Source organism: Streptomyces sp. NPDC088762, from assembly GCF_044750905.1.
Classification (GTDB): Bacteria; Actinomycetota; Actinomycetes; order Streptomycetales; family Streptomycetaceae; genus Streptomyces.
Genome location: NZ_JBIVKT010000001.1, coordinates 632,749 through 652,694 on the forward strand (window position 1 = coordinate 632,749; position 19,946 = coordinate 652,694).

At 73.7% G+C, this 19,946-nt stretch carries 18 protein-coding genes; 9 read left to right on the forward strand and 9 right to left on the reverse strand.

The genetic code is table 11. From position 1 onward, the window contains the following. Positions 1 to 109: 109 nt before the first annotated feature. The 5 genes from ACIP5M_RS02900 to ACIP5M_RS02920 all read left to right on the forward strand — a co-directional run bounded on the left by ACIP5M_RS02900 (position 110) and on the right by ACIP5M_RS02920 (position 6,975). Positions 110 to 1,663 (forward strand): tryptophan halogenase family protein, encoded by a 1,554-nt coding sequence (locus ACIP5M_RS02900; RefSeq protein WP_401191110.1) that lies wholly within the window; start codon positions 110 to 112, stop codon positions 1,661 to 1,663. Between the two features lie 34 nt (positions 1,664 to 1,697). After that, positions 1,698 to 3,008, forward strand: coding sequence for a cation:proton antiporter (locus ACIP5M_RS02905; RefSeq protein ID WP_401191112.1), 1,311 nt, complete (start codon positions 1,698 to 1,700; stop codon positions 3,006 to 3,008). Further along, positions 3,005 to 3,523, forward strand: coding sequence for a flavin reductase family protein (locus tag ACIP5M_RS02910; RefSeq protein WP_401191114.1), 519 nt, complete (start codon positions 3,005 to 3,007; stop codon positions 3,521 to 3,523). Before ACIP5M_RS02905 ends, ACIP5M_RS02910 begins: the two co-directional genes overlap by 4 nt. Positions 3,524 to 3,601: 78 nt before the next feature. Further along, positions 3,602 to 4,411 (forward strand): ABC transporter ATP-binding protein, encoded by an 810-nt coding sequence (locus ACIP5M_RS02915; protein WP_401191856.1) that lies wholly within the window; start codon positions 3,602 to 3,604, stop codon positions 4,409 to 4,411. Then, the gene (locus ACIP5M_RS02920; protein WP_401191116.1) at positions 4,408 to 6,975 is read left to right on the forward strand and encodes an FtsX-like permease family protein; all 2,568 of its coding nucleotides are present in this window, start codon (positions 4,408 to 4,410) and stop codon (positions 6,973 to 6,975) included. Before ACIP5M_RS02915 ends, ACIP5M_RS02920 begins: the two co-directional genes overlap by 4 nt. An 84-nt stretch (positions 6,976 to 7,059) precedes the next feature. Here the strand turns inward: ACIP5M_RS02920 and ACIP5M_RS02925 are convergent, their stop codons facing one another. From ACIP5M_RS02925 to ACIP5M_RS02955, 7 genes are all read right to left on the reverse strand, one after another. Next, complete coding sequence (locus tag ACIP5M_RS02925) at positions 7,060 to 7,965, reverse strand: ArsR/SmtB family transcription factor (protein ID WP_401191117.1); 906 nt, start codon at positions 7,963 to 7,965, stop codon at positions 7,060 to 7,062. 116 nt (positions 7,966 to 8,081) lie between these two features. Then, the gene (locus ACIP5M_RS02930) at positions 8,082 to 9,014 is read right to left on the reverse strand and encodes an ATP-binding cassette domain-containing protein (RefSeq protein ID WP_401191119.1); all 933 of its coding nucleotides are present in this window, start codon (positions 9,012 to 9,014) and stop codon (positions 8,082 to 8,084) included. Between the two features lie 43 nt (positions 9,015 to 9,057). Beyond that, positions 9,058 to 9,276, reverse strand: coding sequence for an MbtH family protein (locus ACIP5M_RS02935; RefSeq protein ID WP_401191120.1), 219 nt, complete (start codon positions 9,274 to 9,276; stop codon positions 9,058 to 9,060). Positions 9,277 to 9,515: 239 nt separating this feature from the next. Continuing rightward, positions 9,516 to 11,075 carry an amino acid adenylation domain-containing protein gene (locus ACIP5M_RS02940; RefSeq protein WP_401191122.1) on the reverse strand — a complete coding sequence of 520 codons (1,560 nt, stop codon included), beginning with the start codon at positions 11,073 to 11,075 and terminating at the stop codon, positions 9,516 to 9,518. Positions 11,076 to 11,200: 125 nt separating this feature from the next. After that, positions 11,201 to 11,893 carry a 4'-phosphopantetheinyl transferase gene (locus ACIP5M_RS02945; protein WP_401191124.1) on the reverse strand — a complete coding sequence of 231 codons (693 nt, stop codon included), beginning with the start codon at positions 11,891 to 11,893 and terminating at the stop codon, positions 11,201 to 11,203. Beyond that, complete coding sequence (locus ACIP5M_RS02950) at positions 11,890 to 12,750, reverse strand: alpha/beta hydrolase (protein ID WP_401191125.1); 861 nt, start codon at positions 12,748 to 12,750, stop codon at positions 11,890 to 11,892. Before ACIP5M_RS02950 ends, ACIP5M_RS02945 begins: the two co-directional genes overlap by 4 nt. Further along, positions 12,747 to 13,439, reverse strand: a complete 693-nt coding sequence (locus ACIP5M_RS02955; RefSeq protein ID WP_401191127.1) for a tryptophan 2,3-dioxygenase family protein — start codon at positions 13,437 to 13,439, stop codon at positions 12,747 to 12,749. The genes ACIP5M_RS02950 and ACIP5M_RS02955 overlap by 4 nt, the downstream gene beginning before the upstream one ends. Positions 13,440 to 13,770: 331 nt before the next feature. Here ACIP5M_RS02955 and ACIP5M_RS02960 point away from each other — a divergent pair, with 331 nt between their 5' ends. The 4 genes from ACIP5M_RS02960 (at position 13,771) to ACIP5M_RS02975 (ending at position 18,326) form a co-directional block, all read left to right on the forward strand. After that, a complete protein-coding gene (locus ACIP5M_RS02960) occupies positions 13,771 to 13,965 on the forward strand; it encodes a hypothetical protein (RefSeq protein WP_401191129.1) in 195 nt (64 codons plus the stop codon). Further along, the gene (locus ACIP5M_RS02965) at positions 13,962 to 16,295 is read left to right on the forward strand and encodes a TOMM precursor leader peptide-binding protein (RefSeq protein WP_401191130.1); all 2,334 of its coding nucleotides are present in this window, start codon (positions 13,962 to 13,964) and stop codon (positions 16,293 to 16,295) included. The genes ACIP5M_RS02960 and ACIP5M_RS02965 overlap by 4 nt, the downstream gene beginning before the upstream one ends. 84 nt (positions 16,296 to 16,379) lie before the next feature. After that, entirely contained in the window at positions 16,380 to 17,624 is a 1,245-nt protein-coding gene (locus ACIP5M_RS02970) for a sensor histidine kinase (protein WP_401191132.1), read from the forward strand. A gap of 93 nt (positions 17,625 to 17,717) precedes the next feature. Continuing rightward, complete coding sequence (locus ACIP5M_RS02975; protein ID WP_401191134.1) at positions 17,718 to 18,326, forward strand: DNA-binding response regulator; 609 nt, start codon at positions 17,718 to 17,720, stop codon at positions 18,324 to 18,326. On the opposite strand, the gene ACIP5M_RS02980 is transcribed toward ACIP5M_RS02975, so the two are convergent. Both ACIP5M_RS02980 and ACIP5M_RS02985 read right to left on the reverse strand, forming a co-directional pair. Next, complete coding sequence (locus ACIP5M_RS02980) at positions 18,323 to 18,958, reverse strand: NADH oxidase (protein WP_401191136.1); 636 nt, start codon at positions 18,956 to 18,958, stop codon at positions 18,323 to 18,325. The two genes, ACIP5M_RS02975 and ACIP5M_RS02980, sit on opposite strands and share 4 nt — an antisense overlap. A 107-nt stretch (positions 18,959 to 19,065) precedes the next feature. Continuing rightward, positions 19,066 to 19,863 carry a BTAD domain-containing putative transcriptional regulator gene (locus tag ACIP5M_RS02985; RefSeq protein ID WP_401191138.1) on the reverse strand — a complete coding sequence of 266 codons (798 nt, stop codon included), beginning with the start codon at positions 19,861 to 19,863 and terminating at the stop codon, positions 19,066 to 19,068. Positions 19,864 to 19,946: the final 83 nt, after the last annotated feature.

The window sequence follows — 19,946 nt, forward strand, 5'->3', positions numbered from 1 at the left end:
CGCCCGCCGCCTGGGACATTAGCCGACCGCTTAAAGGCCTGTGGCCGCCCGATCCCCGTTCCTAGGCTCCGGTCATCCGCGATCAGTCAGCTACAGGGGAGTCAACAGGATGCTCAACAAGATCGTCATTGTGGGCGGCGGCACCGCGGGCTGGATGACGGCCTCGTACTTCAAGGCCGCGTTCGGCGACCGCATCGACATCACGCTGGTCGAGTCGGGCCACGTCGGCGCCGTCGGCGTGGGCGAGGCGACGTTCAGCGACATCCGCCACTTCTTCGAGTTCCTCGGACTCAAGGAGAAGGACTGGATGCCCGCCTGCAACGCCACGTACAAACTCGCCGTCAAGTTCGAGAACTGGCGGGAGAAGGGCCACTACTTCTACCACCCGTTCGAGCAGATGCGCTCGGTCAACGGGTTCCCGCTCACCGACTGGTGGCTCCGGAACGGCCCGACGGACCGCTTCGACAAGGACTGCTTCGTCATGGCCTCGGTCATCGACGCCGGCCTCAGCCCCCGCCACGAGGACGGGACGCTCATCGATTCGCCGTTCGTCGAGGGCGCCGACGAGATGGCCGGCCTGACCATGGTCGAGCACCAGGGCAAGACGCAGTTCCCGTACGCCTACCAGTTCGAGGCGGCGCTGCTGGCCAAGTACCTCACGAAGTACTCGGTCGAGCGCGGCGTCAAGCACGTCGTCGACCACGTCGAGCAGGTCACGCTCGACGAGCGGGGCTGGATCTCCGGCGTCACCACCACCGACCACGGCGACATCACCGGCGACCTCTACATCGACTGCACCGGCTTCCGCGGCCTGCTCCTCAACCAGGCCCTGGAGACGCCGTTCATCTCGTACAAGGACACGCTGCCCAACGACAGCGCCGTCGCCCTGCAGGTCCCGATGGACATGGAGCGCCGCGGCATCCTGCCCTGCACCACCGCCACCGCCCAGGACGCGGGCTGGATCTGGACCATCCCGCTGATGGGCCGGGTCGGCACCGGCTACGTCTACGCCAAGGACTACATCTCCCCGGAGGAGGCCGAGCGCACGCTGCGCGAGTTCGTCGGCCCGGCCGCCGCGGACGTCCCGGCCAACCACATCAACATGCGGATCGGGCGCAGCGAGAACTCCTGGGTCAAGAACTGCGTCGCGATCGGCCTGTCCAGCGGTTTCGTCGAGCCCCTGGAGTCCACCGGCATCTTCTTCATCCACCATGCGATCGAGCAGCTCGCCAAGAACTTCCCCGGCGAGGACTGGAACCCGGTCCAGCGCGAGCTGTACAACGACTCCATCGCCCATGTCATGGACGGTGTACGCGAGTTCCTCGTACTCCACTACGTCGCGGCCAAGCGCAACGACACCCAGTACTGGCGCGACGCGAAGACCCGCGCGATCCCCGAGTCCCTGGCGGAGCGCATCGAGAAGTGGAAGACGCAGCTCCCGGACTCCGAGACCGTCTACCCCTACTACCACGGCCTGCCGCCGTACTCCTACATGTGCATCCTGCTCGGCATGGGAGGCATCGAGCTGAAGGCGTCCCCGGCCCTGGCGCTGGCCGATCCGACCGCGGCGGAGCGCGAGTTCGAGGCGATCCGCGAGAAGACCCGCCGCCTCACCGAGGTGCTGCCCAAGGCGTACGACTACTTCTCCCAGTTGCGCGGCTGATGCCGGTCCGCCGGCCGGAAAGGGATCCCCAAGCATGGAAGTTGTCGACCTCCTGACCCGCTCCGCCCACGTCGTGGCGATCCTCGCCGTGATCCTGCTGCTCGCCTGGGCGGGGCGGGCCGCGGCCCGCCTGCTGCGTCAGCCGGAGGTGATCGGCGAGATCACGGCGGGCCTCCTGGCCGGCCCGGCCGCCCTGCACCTGATGGGGCCCTCGGCGTTCGACGCGGTGCTCCCCGGGCCCGTCCTGGACACCCTGAAGCTCATCTCCAAAGCGGCCCTCGCGCTGTTCCTGGTCGGCCTGGCCCACAAGCTGCAGGCCGGCCCGGCAGCGCCGGCGCGCCGCACCACCGCCTGGGTCGCGGCAGGCGCGCTGGTCCCGCCGCTGGCCAGCGGCATCCTGCTGGCCGGGCTGATCCTCGCCACCGACGACGCCGCCGCCCGCGGTGACGCCCCCCTGGCCGCGTTCGTCCTGATGATCGCCGTATCGATGTCCATCACCGCCGTACCGGTGATGGCGCGGATCCTCACCGACCGGGGCATGACCGAGACCTCGGCGGGCCGGGTCGCGCTCGGCGCGGCCATCACGGTGGACGCCGTGGGCTGGCTCCTGTGCATGCTCGCCATCAGCCTCGGCGAGGGCAGCCTCGCCGGCTTCCTGCGCTCGGCGCTGGCGCTGGCGGTCGGCGGCGTCTGCGCGCTGGCGATCCGGTTCGCGCTGCGCACCCCGCTCGCCCGCCGGGCGTACGGGAAGACCCCGCGCGCGGTCGCCGTCCTGCTGGCGGCGGCCACCCTGGCGGTGGCGATCGCCCTGGAGAAGATGGGCATGACCGCCATCGTCGGGGCCGCGCTGGTGGGCTTCGCCATCCCGCGGGACGCGGACGCGCCCTGGGCGCCCGCCGTCGACGGCATCGCCCGCTCCGGCCGCTTCCTGGTGCCCGCGTTCTTCGTGGTCACGGGCGTGACGGTGCTCAACGGCAGCTTCTCCCAGGCGTCCTGGGTGCTCATCCTGGCCACCTTCGTGCTGGCCTGCCTGGGCAAGGCGATCGGCGGCTACGCCGGCGCCCGGCTCGGCGGACGGCCGCGGGCCGACGCCCGCCGGGTGGCCGCCCTCATGAACACCCGCGGGCTGACCGAACTGATCGTGCTCCAGGCGGGCTTCAGCGCCGGGATCCTGACCGCGCCCATGGTCCTGGCCCTGGTCGTGATGGCCATCGCCACCACCGCGATGACCGGCCCGCTCCTCGGCCTCCTCGACCGCCGGGAGCGCCGAGTGCCCGACCGGAGCCGGAAGGCCGGCGCAGCCGACCCCCAGCTCACCCTCGCGATGGAAGGCAGCACCCGATGACCACCCAGCCCACCGCGGCCACGGCCGCGCAGGCGTCGCCCGACGCCTTCCGTGCGCTGATGAGCGAATTCCCCACCGGGGTCAGCGCCGTCACCACCCGCGACCTGGACGGCGAGCCGCGCGGCATGACCTGCTCCTCGGTGACCAGCGTCTCGCTCGACCCGCCGACCCTGCTCGTGTGCCTGCGGGCCGGCAGCCCCACGCTGCAGGCCCTCCTCAACTCCGGTTCGTTCTCCGTCAACTTCCTGCACGCGGAAGCCCGGGAGACCGCCGAGCTGTTCGCCTCGGGGAACCCGGACCGGTTCGCGCTGGTGCCCTGGGAGCAGCCGCCCGGCGCGGGCGGACCGCACCTCGTCCGCGACGCGCACACCGTCGCGGACTGCGAGGTCGTCCTGACCCAGCGGATGGGCGACCACGTCACCGTCTTCGGCGCGGCCCGCCGGATAACCCGGCAGCACAGCCACCCGCCGCTCCTCTACGGACAGCGGCAGTTCCGCTCCTGGTCGCACACCTGACCCTGCCCCACCCAGACCCCTCACCCGGCCGGCCCCGCCAGGGGCCGGCCACCAGCAGAAGGACACCGCATGACCGGCATGACAGGGACACCGACAGGGACACCGGACCCGCAGGGTCGCCACGTCGTCCGCCTGGAATCCGTACGGAAGGTCTACGGCGGCGCCAAGAACGAGGTCACCGCTCTCGACAACGTCAGCATCGGCCTCGACCGGGGCACCTTCACCGCGGTGATGGGCCCCTCCGGCTCCGGCAAGAGCACCTTCCTGCACTGTGCGGCGGGTCTGGACCGCCCCACCTCGGGCTCGGTCCTGCTGGACGGCGTGGACCTGTCGCGGCTGAAGGAGCGGGAGCTCACCACGTTCCGGCGCGAGCGGATCGGCTTCATCTTCCAGGCGTTCAACCTGCTCCCCGCGCTGTCCGTCCTGGACAACGTGACCCTGCCGCTGCGGCTCGCCGGCAAGCGGCCGCAGAAGGGCGCGGTCGCCGAGGTGCTGGAGCGGGTCGGCCTCGGAGGCCGGGAGAACCGCCGCCCCGGCGAGCTGTCGGGCGGCCAGCAACAGCGCGTCGCCATCGCGCGGGCCCTCATCACCCGGCCCGCGGTCATCTTCGGTGACGAGCCGACGGGCGCCCTGGACACCTACACGGCGCGCGAGGTGCTGACCCTGCTGCGCGAGGCCGTCGAACAGGCCGGCCAGACCATCGTGATGGTCACCCACGACCCGGTCGCCGCCTCGCACGCCGACCGGGTGCTGTTCCTCGCGGACGGCCGGATCGTGGACCACCTGGACCGGCCCACCGCCGACCAGGTCGCCGAGCGCATGACCCACCTGGGTGCCTGGGGCACCCGCCCGGCGGCGGCCGCGGCGGCACAGGGGTCGCTGCGGTGATCAGGATCGCGCTGCGCACCCTGCGCTACCACAAGGGCGGTTTCATCGCCTCGTTCATCGCGCTGTTCTTCGGCGCGACCATCGTCGTGGCCTGCGGCGGCCTCCTGGAGACGGGGATCCACAACGCGGCCCCGCCCCAGCGGCTCGCCGCGGCGCCCGTCGTCGTGACCGGGGAGCAGCGCTACCTCGGCACTTCCAGCGAGCTCGTCTTCCCCGAGCGCGTCCGGTTCGACGCGGCGCTGACCGCGAAGATCGCGGCCGTGCCCGGTGTGGGGAGCACCGCCGCGGACGTGACGTTCCCCGGCGCCCTCGCGCCGGCCGGCGGCCGTCCGGCCGCGCAGGTCACCGGCCACGGCTGGTCCTCCGCGGCCCTGACCCCGTACCGGATCACCCAGGGCGCCCCGCCCGCCGACGCCGGCCAGGTCGTCGTGGACAGCCGGCTCGCGGAGCGGGCGGGGCTGCGGCCCGGCTCCAGGGTCGACCTGCGCTCCGGCGGCACGTCGAAGGCGTACGAGGTGTCCGGCGTGGCGGCCGGCAACGGCGAGGCGAACGGCGTCTTCCTCGCCGACGCCGCCGCGCTCACCGCCCAGGCCGCGGCCGGACTCCCCGGCACCGTGGACAACATCGGCGTCTTCCCGGCACCCGGCGCGGACGTCGCCGCGGTCGCCGACGGCATCCGCAAGGCGGTCGCCGGACAGCAGGTGTCCGTGCTGACCGGTGACGAGCGCGGCCGCGCCGAGAACCCCGGCGTGATCGACGACGGCAGCGATCTGATCCCGCTGGCCGCCGCGTTCGGCGGCCTGTCCGCCATGGTCACCGTCTTCGTGGCCTCCTCCACCCTGGGCCTGTCCATCCAGCAGCGGCAGCGCGAGATGGCGCTGCTGCGGGCCATCGGCACCACCCCCGGCCAGCTGCGCCGGCTGATCCTGGGCGAGACCGTCCTGCTGGCGGCCATCGCGACGGCCCTGGCCTGCATCCCCGGCCCCCGCGTGGGGCGCTGGCTGCTCGGCGCCTTCGCCGACGCCGGCGTGGTGCCGGACTCGATCGTCTTCCGCGCGGGCTCGGTCCCGCTGATCGTCGGCATCGGCACCGCCTTCGTCACCGCCGTCGGCGCCGCGTTCATCGCGGCCAACAGCGCGGCCCGCACCCGGCCCACCGAGGCGCTCGCCGAAGCCGGCCTCCAGCGCAAGTGGTTCAGCGGCTTCCGCTCGGTCCTGGGCCTCCTCTGCCTGATCGGCGGGGTCGCCATGGCCGTCGGCACGGCCGGGATGGACGGGCCGGACGCCGGCAGCGTGGCCACCCCGGCGGCGATGGTGTGGACGACGGGCTTCGGCCTGCTCGGCCCGGTCCTGGCCCGCGGCATCACGGCCTCGCTGCGCCGCCCCGTGCGTGCCGTGTCCGGCCTCTCCGGCCACCTCGCCACCCGCAACGCCAAGGCCCGTACGGCCCGGCTCGCGGCCGCGGTCATGCCCGTCATGCTCGCCACCGGCCTGGCCGTGGGCCTCGTCTACATGCAGACCACCCAGGCGGACGGCGCCGACCAGGCGTTCGACGAGAGCCTGCGGGCCGACGCGGTGGTCACCTCGGTGTCCGGCGGCATGCCGCTGGAGACGGTGGACGCGATCCGCGCGCTGCCCGGGGTTGCGGCGGCCTCCGCCCAGGTGCCCAGCCTCGGCTTCATCGAGCCCGACGTCCCCCTCGACCCGGCCGTGAACGACGGCGGCGGGGAGTCCGGTGCGCCGCAGCCCCAGGAGGTTTCGATGCAGGGAGTCACCCCCGAGGGGGTGGCCGAAACCACCTCCTTCCGGGCGGCCTCGGGCAGCCTCGGCGCACTGCGCGGCGACACCGTCGCCCTGCCCGCCCGGTACGCCGGAGACCGGAAGATCGGGGACACGGTGCCGATGCGCCTGGGCGACGGAACCCGGGTGGATCTCAAGCTGGTCGCCACCGTCGACGGCAGGCGCGGCTACGAGACCGCCCTGGTCCCGGCGTCCGTCCTGGTGGGGCACACCGACGCGGGCCTGGTCCCCCAGATCATGGTGAGCGCCGCGCCGGGCACCGACCGGGCCGCCCTGGAGGCTTCGCTGCGCACCCTCGCCGACCGGCAGCCCGGCCTGCGGATCACCGACCGGCAGGCGCTGACCGCGGTCGCCGCCGACAACAGCGACACCCAGTCGTGGATGGCGTACCTGGTCCTCGCCGTGGTCGTCGGCTACGCCGCGATCGCCCTGGTCAACACCCAGGTGCTGGCCACCACCGAGCGGCGGCGCGAGTTCATGCTCCAGCGGCTGATCGGGGCCACCCGCCGGCAGGTCATGCAGATGATGGCGATGGAGGCGGTCCTGGTCTCCGTGGCCGGCATCGTCCTCGGCCTGCTGGTCGCGGCGCTGACCCTGGTGCCGTTCAGCATGAGCGTGCTCGGCACGACGCTCCCGACGGGCTCCCCGTGGATCCTCGTCACCGTCGTCGGCGGCGCCCTCGGGCTGACCCTGGCCACGACGCTGCTGTCGGCCGGCGCGGTGCTGCGCGGCCGGCCCGGCGACCTGGCGGGCATGAAGGAGTAGCGCCACCGGCGCAGCGGCCGCCCCCGGCACGGAGATCCGTGCCGGGGGCGGCCGTTCGGGTGCGGCCGGGGCCGCGGCGGTACGTCAGGACGCGTGCTGGAGGGCGGCGCCGGCCGGGACGGGCGCCCGGTGCCGGGCGGCGCCGGCGGGCTGCGCGGTCATGCCCTTGAGCAGGGCCGCGCCGAGCGGGGTCAGGGTGTGCAGCACCGTGTTGCGGACCCGCCGGGTGGTGATCAGGCCGGTCCGGCGCAGTACGGCGGTGTGCTGGCTGGCGCCGGCGGCGGAGATGCCGAGCCGGTCGGCGAGCTGGGTGGTGGTGCAGCTGGCCCGCAGCACGTGCAGTGCGGCGGCCCGGGTCTGCCCGACCAGGGCGCCCAGCGACTGGCCGCTGCCGTCGGGCTTGTCCCACAGGGCGGCCGCCTGGTGGCTGTCCGGCGGCGCGGCGAAGGCCAGCACCACCGGAGCGGACCGGTCCAGGTGCCGGGTGACCCGGCCGGCCCGGTGCGCCAGGAACACCGAGGGCGCGAGCACCAGGCCGCGCCCCTCCAGGCGGATGTCCTGGTCGGGCCCGTCGTGGATCTCCAGCACCGGTGCCCGCCAGGTGATCCGGGAGTGCAGCGTGGTCAGCAGCAGCTCGGCTCCGCCGCCCATCAGGACCCGGCCCCGGGCCTCGCACTCGACCTCGAGGAACGCGAGGAGGTGCTCCCAGTACGGAGCCACCGCGGTCGTCCAGACCCGGGTGAGGTCCCCGCCGGCGGCGCCCTGCTCGATGACGCGGAGCATGGCGCCCAGGCCGGCCTCGCCGTCGGTGCCCGGGCCGCCGGGGCCCGGCCGCAGCCGTTCCCCGACCTGACTGCGCCAGCGCGCGAACGGGGCGCCGACGCCCCGCCCGAGCAGCCCGTACGCGAAGGCCGACTCGACCAGCGGTCCCGCGGTGATCTTCAGGCGGGTCCGGGCGACGTCGGCCGCGGTGAAATGGATCCTTTGCACAGTGAAGCCCCCGTGGTCGTGCTGGGTTCCGTCGTCGAAAGGGGGCCGGGCGCCGCGCCTGCGCCGGGGTCGCGGCCGAAGCCGCCCCCGGTGTGCGGAGCGCGCGCCCGGCCGGATCAGGCCGGAGTGCCGGTGAGCGTCACGAAGACGTCGTCGAGCGTGGGCCTGCGCAGGGCGAAGTCGGTGACCTCCACGCCCTCCTGCCGCAGCGCCCCGGCGACCGAGGCGATCGTCCCGAGACCGTCGCCGACCGGGATGGAGACCACCCCGCGGGCGGTGTCCACGGTGGGTTCCGCCGCGGTGATCCGCCGCAGTGCGCCGACCGCGTCCGGCAGCCGGCCGGGTACGGCCACGGTCACCTCCAGCCGCTCCTCGCCGACCTTGCGCTTCAGCTCGTCCGGGGTGCCCTCCGCGATGACGCGGCCGGAGTCGATGACGGCGATGCGGTCGGCGAGGAAGTCGGCCTCCTCCAGGTACTGGGTGGTCAGCAGCACGGTCACCCCGTCCTCGACGAGGTCCCGCACCACCGTCCACAGGGCCATCCGGCTCACCGGGTCCAGCCCGGTGGTCGGCTCGTCCAGGAACAGCACCGACGGGGTCGCGACCAGGCAGGCCGCCAGGTCCAGCCGGCGCCGCATGCCGCCCGAGTAGGTGCGGGCCTGGCGGTCGCCGGCCGCGGTCAGGTCGAACCGCTCCAGCAGCTCCTGCGCCCGTGCCCGCGTCGCGCGGCCGCCCAGGTGGACGAGCGTGCCGATGAGTTCGAGGTTCTCGCGGCCGGTGAGCATCTCGTCCACGGCCGCGTACTGGCCGGCCAGGCCGATCCTGCGGCGCACCTCGCGCGGCTCGCGCACGATGTCGTACCCGGCGACGGTCGCGTGGCCGCCGTCCGGTTCGAGCAGCGTCGCGAGCATCCGTACGGTGGTCGTCTTCCCCGCCCCGTTGGGGCCGAGCAGGCCCAGTACGGTGCCGGCCGGGACCTCCAGGTCCACGCCGCCCAGCGCCTCGTGGCTGTCGTAGCTCTTGCGCAGTCCCTCCGCGCGAATCGCCATGTCTACGTCCACAGTTCCTCCTCCGCCCCGGACCGGTCCCCGATCAGGCGGACTCGGCGCCGGCGGCCGCGCGGAGCCCGGCCGGACGCATGTCCGTCCAGTGCTCCTCCACGTAGGCGAGGGCCGCTTCCCGCGGCCCCGCGGGCAGCGCCACGGTCCAGCCGTCGGGACGCTGGGCGAAATCGGGCCAGAGGGAGTGCTGGCCTTCGTCGTTCACCAGCACGAGGAAGTTTCCGTCCTGGTTGTCAAAGGGGTTCGACACGTCGCTCACTCCGTCATCCGGTCGTCAGGGACGGGCTCGGGGGTGCCCCGCCGGCCGGCCCGTACGTGCGGGCCGGCCGACGGGACACCCCCGGGGCCCCGCGCCGCTCGAGGGCGGGGGCCGCGGCCCGCCCTGTGAGACTCCCGGACCGCGCTGACGGGCCGCTGAGCTGTGTCTGACGTGCGGGCGTGACCTCGTAACCCCCCGGACGTGAGGGGTTACCGCCCGCCGGGTCCGCCCTACCGGCCCGCCGCCCGGGCCCGGGTCGCGGCGAGGTCGGTCTTGCCGTTGGCGTTCACCACGATCTCGTCGACCAGGTGCACGGCGCCCGGCACCAGTGCCGAGGGCAGGGCGGCGGCGAGCGTCTTGCGGACCAGCGCCGAGAACTCCTCCGCGTCGGGCCGCGGACCGCGCCCGCCGAGCCGGACGAACAGCTCCAGGGTGTCCACCGGCCCGCGCACGATGTCGAAGGCCGCGTCCGCGACCCCCGGCACCGACAGCACGTGGTGGCGCAGCTCGCCGAGTTCCACGCGGTACCCGTTGACCTTCAACTGGTCGTCGCCGCGGCCCAGGTAGAGCAGCGCCCCCTCGGGCAGCAGCTCCACGGTGTCCCCGGTCCGGTAGGCGCGCCCGCCGGCCGGCCCGCCCAGCGCGGCCTCGTCGAGGAACTTCCCGCCGCCCGCGCCGCCCAGGTACCCGGCGGCCACCGCCCGCCCCGCGATCACCAGTTCGCCGGGCGTGCCCGGCGCCACCGGGCGCAGCTGCTCGTCGACGACGTACGCCCGGGTGTTCCAGGCGGGCCGGCCGATCGGCACGGTGGGCGTCGACGGCACGCTGTGCCGGTCGAAGCGGTACGCGCAGCAGCCGATCGTGGTCTCCGTCGGACCGTAGTGGTTGACCAGCCGGACCCCGTCCAGCCGGGAGCCGAGCGAGGCGATCAGCGCGGGATCCAGGCCCTCCCCGCCGAACATCAGCAGGCCCGTCACCCTGTCGTAGCGCGGCGGCTCGGCCAGCACTTCGAAGAAGCGGGCGTGCGAGGGGGTCATCTTCACGAAGGTGTGGGGCTCCTCGCGCTCCCCGAACAGCGTCTCCTGGTCCCAGATCCCGGCGACCGTGGTGACCGTACGGCCCTGGGCGAGCGGCACCCACAGGGAGGTCATCGCGAGGTCGAAGCCCAGGCTCCCGAAGAGCGGGCTGCCGCCGCCCGCGCCGCCGACCAGGTCCGCGCACCAGGCGACGTAGTTCGTGAGCGAGCCGTGCGGGACCATGACGCCCTTGGGCGTGCCGGTGGAGCCGGAGGTGAACACGACGTACGCGATGTCCTCGGACCGCGGCAGCGCCGGCTCGGGCAGCCCGGCGGGCGCCGGCAGCTCCCGTACGTCGATGACCGGCACGGTCAGGGCGGGCAGCGTCCCGCCGGCGGCGCCGTCGTGGAGCAGCGCGGAGGGCGCCGCACCGGCCAGTACGGCGGCGGTCCGCTCGCCGGGATGCGTCGGGTCGATGGGGACGTACGCGGCCCCGAGGGCCATCACGCCCAGTGCGCCGGCCACCGTCCCCGCCGTGCGGTCGGCCCACACCGCGACCCGGTCGCCGGGGCCGGTCCCGGCCTCGGCGAGGGCGGCGGCGACGGCCAGTGCCCGCTGCCACAGCTGCCGGTAGGTGACCCGTTCCCGGCCCGAGCGGACGGCCACGGCCTCCGGGCGGGTCCGTGCGTGGGCGCGCACCAGGTGCACGAACGACCCGGCCGCGACGGGCCGGACCTCGCCGGCGATCGGACTGGGGTGGGGTGCTGAGACCATCGCTCCTCCTGTGTTCGCCCGGGCGGCCGTGCGCCGTACGGTCCGCGGGCTCCGCGGGCCCCGGGCCGGGGCCTTCGCAGGCTAGGAGGGAGCGCGCGGGCCGGGACAGGCTCTTAAGCGCCTGGCTAATGTCCGGGGTCCGTACCGCGCGCACCGTCGGCGGGCACCGTCACGACCGCGACCAGCAGGCCGTTCCCGGCGCCCCACCGGCCGCGCAGCAGCGTCCCCGGCCCGTGCCGCAGCAGTGCGCCGAACCGGCCGTCCGGGGCCGGGCCGTCGAAGGTCACCTCCACGTCGCGGAAGCCGAGCCGGACCCGTGCGCGCGGGAACCACGCCTTGTAGGCCGCCTCCTTGGCGCAGAACAGCAGCCGGTCCCAGCACACCGCGCCGCCGCCACCGGGGCCGGGCAGTGCGGCCCGCTCGGCGGGGGAGGCGATGGTCTCCAGTACCCCGGGGCGCAGCGGGCGGTCCGGCTCCGCGTCGATGCCGAGTCCGGCCAGGTCGGCCGCGCGGGCCACCGCGGCCGCGCGGTACCCGCGGGTGTGGGTCATGCTCCCCACCACCCCGCCGGGCCAGCGGGGTACGCCGTCCCGGTCCGGCAGCAGCGCCACCCCGGGCGGCGGTGCCGTTCCCGGGGCACGGGCGGCGAGTTCGCCCAGCGCCCGGCGGGCACAGTGCCGTACGGTCGCGAACTCGCGCCGCCGGCCGGGCGCGACCCCGGCCACCACCGCTTCCTCGGCCGGGAGCAGCATCCCCTCGGGGGCGTCCCCGAAGCGGTCCGCTCCGACGGCCGGCCCGGGCAGCAGGGCCCGGATCACCCCCGGATCCGGCGGGCGACCGCGGCGCCGAGCGCGGTGGCCGGCTGCCCGAGGTCGAAGGGCAGGTCGAAGTGGTGCCGGTCGGGCACCACCAGCTCGTCCACGTCCGCGCCGCCGGCCCGCGCGGCCCGGACGAACGCCTCCTGCTGCCGGCCGAACGCCGCGGTCTCGCGGACGCCCCTGGCGACGACCAGCGGGGGCAGTGCCGGGGCGCCGGCGGGCAGCCGGTGCAGCGGGCTGACCTCGCGGGCCTCGCGCGCGTCCATGCCGAGCGCGTCGTTGACGTACGTGTGCGTCAGCGGCTCCAGGTCGTAGACGCCGCTGACCAGCGTCGCCGAGGCGATCTCGGCGGCCGGGTCCAGTCCGGCCGCCCGCCAGCCCGCGGTGTCGAGGAGCGCCGAGACCACCAGGTGCGCCCCGGCGGAGTGCCCGCTGAGGTGGACGGCCGAGGGGGCGCCCGGCAGTTCGGACCGGGCCGCGCAGATCCGGCGTACGGAGTCGGCGGCCATCGCGGTGATCGCGGGCATCCGGTGCTGCGGGGCCAGGCCGTAGCCGAGCGCCGCGAAGGACACTCCGGCCGCCACGAAGTCCGCCGCGGCGAAGGCCGCTTCGTCCTTGCTGAGTTCCTGCCAGTAGCCGCCGTGCACGAAGATCATCAGCGGCGCGCCCGGAGCGGCGGCCGGGAAGAGGTCGAGCCGCTGCTGCGGCAGCGGCCCGCATGGCAGGTCGCGGTGGACCGTCATGGCCGTGCGGGCGCGTGCGCTGTCGTCCGCGTACCGGGCCAGGTGGGCCGCGAAGCCGGGGACGAGGGAGCTGGGGGAGTAGTCGAGGTCGAGGTCGGCTCCGGTCGTGCTCACGCCAGTTCCGCCCACGCCTGGGGCAGGACGCGCCGCCGGGCCGCCATCCACAGGTACGAGGCCCCGTCGGAGCCGGCCGTGCCGGTGCTGCCGCCCAGGAACCGCTCGGCGAGCACAGCGTGCCGGGCCCGCCACATCGCCATCGCCTCGTCGAACTCGAGCAGCGTCCGCCGTGCCGCGTCGGCGGCCTCCGGGTCCGGGCCGCCGGACACGTAGGCCTCGTACGCCTCCTGTACCGACCGCTGCGCCAGCCGGTCGCGCAGCCGCTGCCGCTCGGCGGGGCTGAAGCCGGCGGTGTTGAGGAAGCGCGTGTCGCGCAGTCCGCAGAGGTACTCGATCTCGCGGAACTGCGCCGACTGGAAGCCGCTGGCCTCGCCCAGCGCGGTGCGGATGACCTCGAAGGCGGTCGGGGTGAGCGTGGCCAGCCCGTCGAACTGGCCCACGAGCGTACGGAAGATGACGGGCAGGGGGGCGGCGCGGCGGGCCGCGAGGAATCCGTCGCCCGCGTCGAGGGCGTCCCGTACGTCCTCGAGGTGGCGCAGCACCACGGCGAAGAAGATCTCGCAGGACTGGTGGGTGGCGAGGAACAGCACCCGCTCCACGTCGTCCTCGCGGACACACGCCGCCTCCAGGAGCTCTTCGAGCCGCAGGATGCGGCCGTACGGCGGGGCCTCGTCGGTGTCGTTCACGTGGACCTGCTTCCCCGCGGAGGCGGGGCCGCCGCGAATACGAGGGGTGAAGGAGACGGAGAGCGTCTGTAGGGGAATTCGAGCGTAAGGAGCGCCGGAGCGGGCAACATCGTCATCAAGCGCACGCTTAAAGGCCCCCGGGGCCCCGCGAACCGCGCCGGACGTCCGGGTCCGCCCCCCGCTCGGGGGCGCCGCGGCGGGTGTCCCGAGCCCATGTGAAATCTTCATCTCGCGGTGGTGAGCCCGGCACTGTCAGGGCTCAGCCGTTCCTCGCAGAATCGTCAGCGAACGGAAGAACACGCTCCCGACGACGCAGAGGGAACTCACCCCCATGAGCATGATTTCGGCAGGCCCCCGCACCGGTTCCACCGAATCCGCAGCCGTTCCCGCCCGATCCCTGAGGCGGGGTCTGGTGATCGAGAACCTCGACGCCGTGCCCGACATGCCGATCGTCCTGTTCACGATCTGCAGCGTGACGCAGCTGGCGGGCCCGGTGGCCCCGACCGCCGGACGGCTGGGGGCATGACCCCTGCCGAGAGCGGGCGTCCGGCGGCCGCGCCGGCGGACGCGGACGCGCTGGTGGGCTTCAAGTCCCACCTGAGGCCGACGGTCGTACCGGACGACGCCGCCTACCTGGTGTCCCGGCGCGGGGTGACCGCCCTGTACGGCAGCGAGGCGGAGATCCTCGTGCCGCTGCTCGACGGGACCCGTACCGTGGCGGCGGTCCTGCGGGAGGCCGCACGGACCCTGGGCCCCGAGGACGTCGAGGCGGCCCTGGAGGCCCTGGCGGACGCCGGGCTGATCCGCTTCACCGCCCCGGCCGCGCCGGGCCGGGTGCCGGCGCCGCGCAGTGCCGAGGCGGAGGCCTACTGGGACCTGGCCGGGCTGGACGGGGGCCGGGCCGCCGCGGAGCTGTTGCGGACCCCCGTCGCGATCGAGGCGCTCGCGGGCCTGGACCCGGCGCCGGTGGCCGAGGCCTGCCGGGTGTCCGGCATCCCGGTCACCGATGACGTCGCGGCCGCGGGGCTGGTCCTGGTGCTGTGCGACGACTACCTCTCCCCGCAGCTGGCCGCCGCGGACGCGTTCCACCGGGCCGCCGGGCGGTCGTGGGTGCCGGTCAAGGTGTGCGGGACCGATCCCTGGGTGGGCCCCTTCTTCGTGCCCGGCACCGGCCCCTGCTGGCACTGCCTCGCCGTACGGCTGCGCGGTCACCGCCACTCCGAGCTGCCGGTGCGGCGTGCGCTCGGTCTGGACGGCCCGGTGCCGCGGCCGCCCGCCGGGCTGGCCTCCGGGACGGCCCTGGCGGTGCACTTCGCCGTCCTGGAGACCGCGAAGTGGCTGGCCGGGCTGCGCCGTGCGGAGCAGGGGCACGTGCAGACCCTGGACACCCTGCGGATGCGCACCGCCAGCCACCCGGTGAGCCGGCGGCCGCAGTGCGCGGGCTGCGGGGACCCCGGACTGGTGGCCCGCCGGGTCACGGCGCCGTTCGTCCCCGTGACGCGCCCCAAGGCCGCGTCGGTTGGGGGCGACGACCGCGCCCTGACGGCGGCGCAGATGCTGCGGCGGTACGGGCACCTGGTGGACCCGGTGACCGGGGTGGTCAAGGAGGTGCGGCGGGCGCCGGGGGCTCCGGACTTCGTGTCCTCCTACGTGTCCGGGCACAACCTGGCCATGGAATCGGCCTCCTTCGCCGGGCTGAGCTCCGGCCTGCGCGCCCTCAACGGCGGCAAGGGGCGCACCGACGAGGAGGCGCGCACCAGCGCGCTGTGCGAGGCGGTCGAGCGCTACAGCGGCACCCGGCACGGCGACGAACCGGTCGTACGGGACTCGCTGCGGGGCCTGGGCGCGGTGGCCGTGCACCCGAACGGCTGCCAGCTGTACGGCGGCCGCCAGTACGCGGAGCGCGAGTACTGGAACGCGCAGCACTCCCGGTTCCACTACGTCTCCGCGCCGTTCGACGAGGACCGGCCCACCGAGTGGACGCCGGTGTGGTCGCTCACGGAGGGCGTCCAGCGGCTGCTGCCGACCTCGATGCTGTACTACGCCCGGGGCGACGCAAGGGCCGCGGGCGCCTCCTGGGACGGCCTGTGGGCCGACTCCAACGGCAACGCGGCGGGCAGCAGCCCGGAGGACGCCGTGGTGCAGGGCTTCCTGGAGCTGGTCGAGCGGGACGCCGTGGCCCTGTGGTGGTACAACCGCACCCGTCAGCCGGGGGTGGACCTGGACGCCTTCGCGGACGAGTGGACCGAGCGGGTGCGCGCCGGGTACCGGCGGGTGCACCGGGAGGTGTGGGTCCTGGACCTCACCTCGGACCTGGGGATACCGGTGATGGCGGCGCTGAGCCGGCGGACGGACAAGCCCGACCAGGACGTGATCTTCGGTTTCGGTGCGCACTTCGACCCGAGGGTGGCGCTGCGCCGGGCGCTGTCGGAGATGGGACAGCTGCTGCCCGCGGTGGGCGACGTGCGGGCGGACGGTTCGGGATACCGGGTCACGGATCCGGAGCCGATGTCCTGGTGGCACATGGCCACGGTGACCAATCAGCCCTATCTGGCGCCGGATCCGAAAGCGGCTCCCCGAACGCCCGCCGACTGGAATCCGGTTCGGCACGACAATTTGCTTGATGATGTGCACATGATCAAAAATCTGGTCGCGGAAAAGGGCCTGGACTTGCTGGTCCTGGACCAGAGTCGGCCGGATCTCGAACTTCCGGTTGTGAAAGTCATCGTTCCCGGACTGCGCCACTTCTGGGCGCGATTCGCGCCCGGCCGCCTTTTCGACGTGCCGGTCGCACTCGGCCGGCTGACCGTTCCCACACCATACGAGCAGCTCAACCCCATCCCTTTGTTCGTTTGACCGTCAGAATCCTGCCCTCCGTAGGCATCCCTCGCCTATGCTCGCGCTGGAGCTTGAACAGAGAAGTAACGAAGGGGGATTGGCATGACTCGCCGCCGCAAGCAGCCGGGTGAACTGCCGGAGGCGGTGGTGGTCGAGGGCATTCTGCGCCGAAGTCGGGATCTTCCCGCCCCGCGGATGGCCGAGGTCATCCTGATCGTCGCGATCCTCTGTTATGTGGGCATCACGGTCCTCAACATCCTCAGTGCCGGAGTGGAAGGCCGCGGTCTCGCAGCCGCGATGGGCTGCCTGGCCGCGGTCTTCGCGCTCCAGCTCCTGCATTCCCGGCCCGGCGCCCGGCACGTGCCGGTTTTCCGCAAGGTGCTGACCCTCGGCACCCAGGCGCTCTTCACCTACCTGCCGCTCATCACGCTGAAGTCCCAGTGGGGCGCGATGGCCGGCTTCCTCGCCGGGTCCCTGCTGCTGCTCCTGCCCGCGCGCCTGGGGTGGGCCCTGTACGGACTCACGGGGGTCAGCATGCTGGTGCCCCCGGTCCTGGAGGGCCGGCCGGTGCTCGACAGCGTCTACCTCGTGCAGACCACCCTGCTGACCGGGCTGGTCACCTTCGGGCTGACCCGGCTGTCGGAGCTGGTCCGGGTCCTGCACGAGAGCCGCGGGGAGCTGACCCGGGCCGCCGTCACGCGCGAACGCCTGCGCTTCGCACGGGACTTGCACGACCTGCTCGGCTACAGCCTGTCCGCGATACAGCTCAAGGGCGAGCTCATCCACCGCCTGATCCTGGCCCACCCGGCCAAGGCCAAGCAGGAGGTCGAGGACGTGCTGGCCATCTCCCGCCAGTCGCTCGCGGACGTCCGGCGGGTCGCGAGCGGATACCGGGACATGTCGCTGGAGGAGGAGATCGGATCGGCCCGGTCGGTGCTCAGCGCGGCCGAGGTCGAGGCGGTGACCGACATCCGGATGGGCAGGGTCAGTTCGCCGGTGGACACGGTTCTGGCCACCGTGCTGCGCGAGGCCGTCACGAACGTGCTGCGCCACAGCCGGGCGGCGCAGTGCGAGATCACCGCCGTCGAGGTGGACGGGCTGATGACGCTTTCGGTCACCAACGACGGTGTCACCGAGGGCTACCGGGACAGCTCCCCGCACAGCGGCAGCGGCCTGGGCAACCTGGAACTGCGCCTGCGTGCCGTGGGCGGCGAACTGGAGGTCGACCGCGGTCCCGGCGACGTGTTCCGGCTGACCGCCCGGGTGCCCTCGCAGGGCGGTGCCGACCGCGACCGGGGCGAGCGCGACGGATCCGCGGACGACGAGGGTGCAACACTCGTTGCCTGAACAGACTTTTCACATCCTGCAGCTAGCTGAAACCGGCCAAGTTGCTATGCTCGTCAGCACAAGATCGACCGCGCGGACGGGGGGCTCGCAACGGTGATCAGAATCCTGTTGGCCGAGGACATGAACATGGTGCGCGGGGCGCTCGTCGCCCTGCTCAACCTGGAGGACGACCTCGAGGTCGTCAGCGAACTGGAACGCGGTGACGAGATCCTCGCCGCCGCCCTCGACGTCAAACCGGACATCGCGGTCATCGACATCGACCTTCCCGGCCTCGACGGACTGAGCGCCGCCGTCCAGATCCACGAGCACCTGCCGGAGTGCCGGACGCTGATGCTCACCAGCCTCGGCCGCCCCGGCACCCTGCGCCGGGCGCTGGCGGCCCAGGTCTCCGGCTACCTCCTCAAGGACGACTCCCCGAAGGAACTGGCCAGTGCCATCCGCCGGGTGGTGGCCGGCCAGCGCGTCATCGACTCCAAGCTGGCCCTGGCCGCGTGGAGCGGCCTGGAGAGCCCGCTCACCGACCGGGAGACCGAGGTGCTGCGGATGGCCGCCCAGGGGGCGGAGGCGACCGAGATCGCCGGTGAGCTGCACCTTTCCACCGGCACCGTACGCAACTACCTCACGACCGTGGTGGCGAAGCTGAACGCGCGCAACCGGGTCGACGCCATCCGCATCGCGCGCGACGCCGGCTGGCTGGTCTAAGGCGTGTCCCCCTGCGGGGACTCGTCGACAGGGGTGACCATGCCGGCCGCGTACAGGTACCCGATGATGTCCTCGGTCATGTTCCGGGGCAGGGGCAGCGCCGCCGAGGCCGCCGCGGGCGTGGTCGGCCAGGCCAGCGTCGTCACCACCCAGGCCGCCTCCGGCCGGTGCAGGACCACCCGGTGCGGCGAGTTCACGGACTCCAGCACACACCCCACGCCCGACTCCGGCACCGTGAGGGCCACGTGCCCGGGCAGCCGCACCCGGCGCTCGCCGGGCTGGCGGAGGAGGACGAACGGCGCCGCCGGGGACAGCGGGAACACCGACAGCAGCGGTCCCTTGAGGTCGTCCACGCCGAGCGTGCGCACCACCAGGTGGGACAGCTTGGTGAGCGCCGGGAGCATGTAGAGGCGCAGGTCCTCGGGCCCGTTCACGGCATTGCCGAGCAGCACCGGCCCGAGCTCCATCCGGCGGAGCGCCTCGCGCACCGCCGGGCTGGGCCGGTCGAGCCGGTCCTGACCCCAGCGGCTGGTGAGGAGCAGCGCGTCGTCGCCGGCGCCCTGGTCGACGACCACGTCCTCGGACAGTGACCAGAGATGGACGGTTGGGGCATCCCCAGTCGTGCGCCGCATATCGCACCTCTCTTGCCCGGCGGCGGGATTCGTCGAGTATGGGGCCGGGCCCCGGCCCCACGACAGCCATGGCGTCATATGCCGACCATGAACTTTTCACGTCGTCCCTACATCGCGACGAGGCTCGCAACGGGCGGTTCCAGGCTCGGATCGCAGCCCAGTACGGACTGGTGCAGCTCCTGCAGCCGCCGCGACGGCTCGATCCCCAGCTCCCTGACGTAGGTGGAGCGCAGCCGCCGGAAGACCTCCAGGGCGCGTGAGGCCCGCCCGCTGCGGTACAGCGCGAGGATCAACTGGGCGTGCAGGTTCTCCTGGAGCGGGTACAGCGAGGTCAGTGCGGTCAGCTCGCTCACGAGCCGGGTGTGCGCGCCGAGCCGCAGCTCCGCTCCGATCCGCGCCTCCAGCGCGGCCAGCCGTACCTCGTCCAGCCGCAGCGCCTCGGCCCGCAGCACCCCGCCCTGCTGTACGTCGCCCAGCGCCGGGCCCCGCCACGAGGCGAGTGCCGAGCCCAGCAGGCCGGCGCCGCGCTCGTCGTCGCCGGCGGCCAGAGCCCGGTGGCCTTCCGCCACGGTCGCCTCGAACTCCCGGGTGTCGACCCGGGCGGCGGCGGATCCGAGCCGGTAGCCCCCGTACCCGGTGGCGACGATCTCCTTGGGGTCGGCGCCCGTTGCGGCGGCGATGCGGTGCCGGAGGTGCTTGACGTACGTCTGCACGGCCGCGGTCGGCCCGCTGGGCGGACACCCGCCCCACAGCTCCTCGACGATCGTCCCCATGCTCACCTCGCGCCCCAGGTTCACGGCCAGCAGCGCGAGCAGCCTGCGCTGCTTCGCGGCACTGGGTACGACGGACCTGCCGCCGACCGTGACGACGAGAGGCCCCAACAGCCCGATCTCCAGCCGCTCCATGTCCACTCCCTTCGGTGACCGCCCTCAGGCTCCCACCCGCACCCTCCCGCCGGACAGTTACGCCGACACCAGTCGGCCGTGAG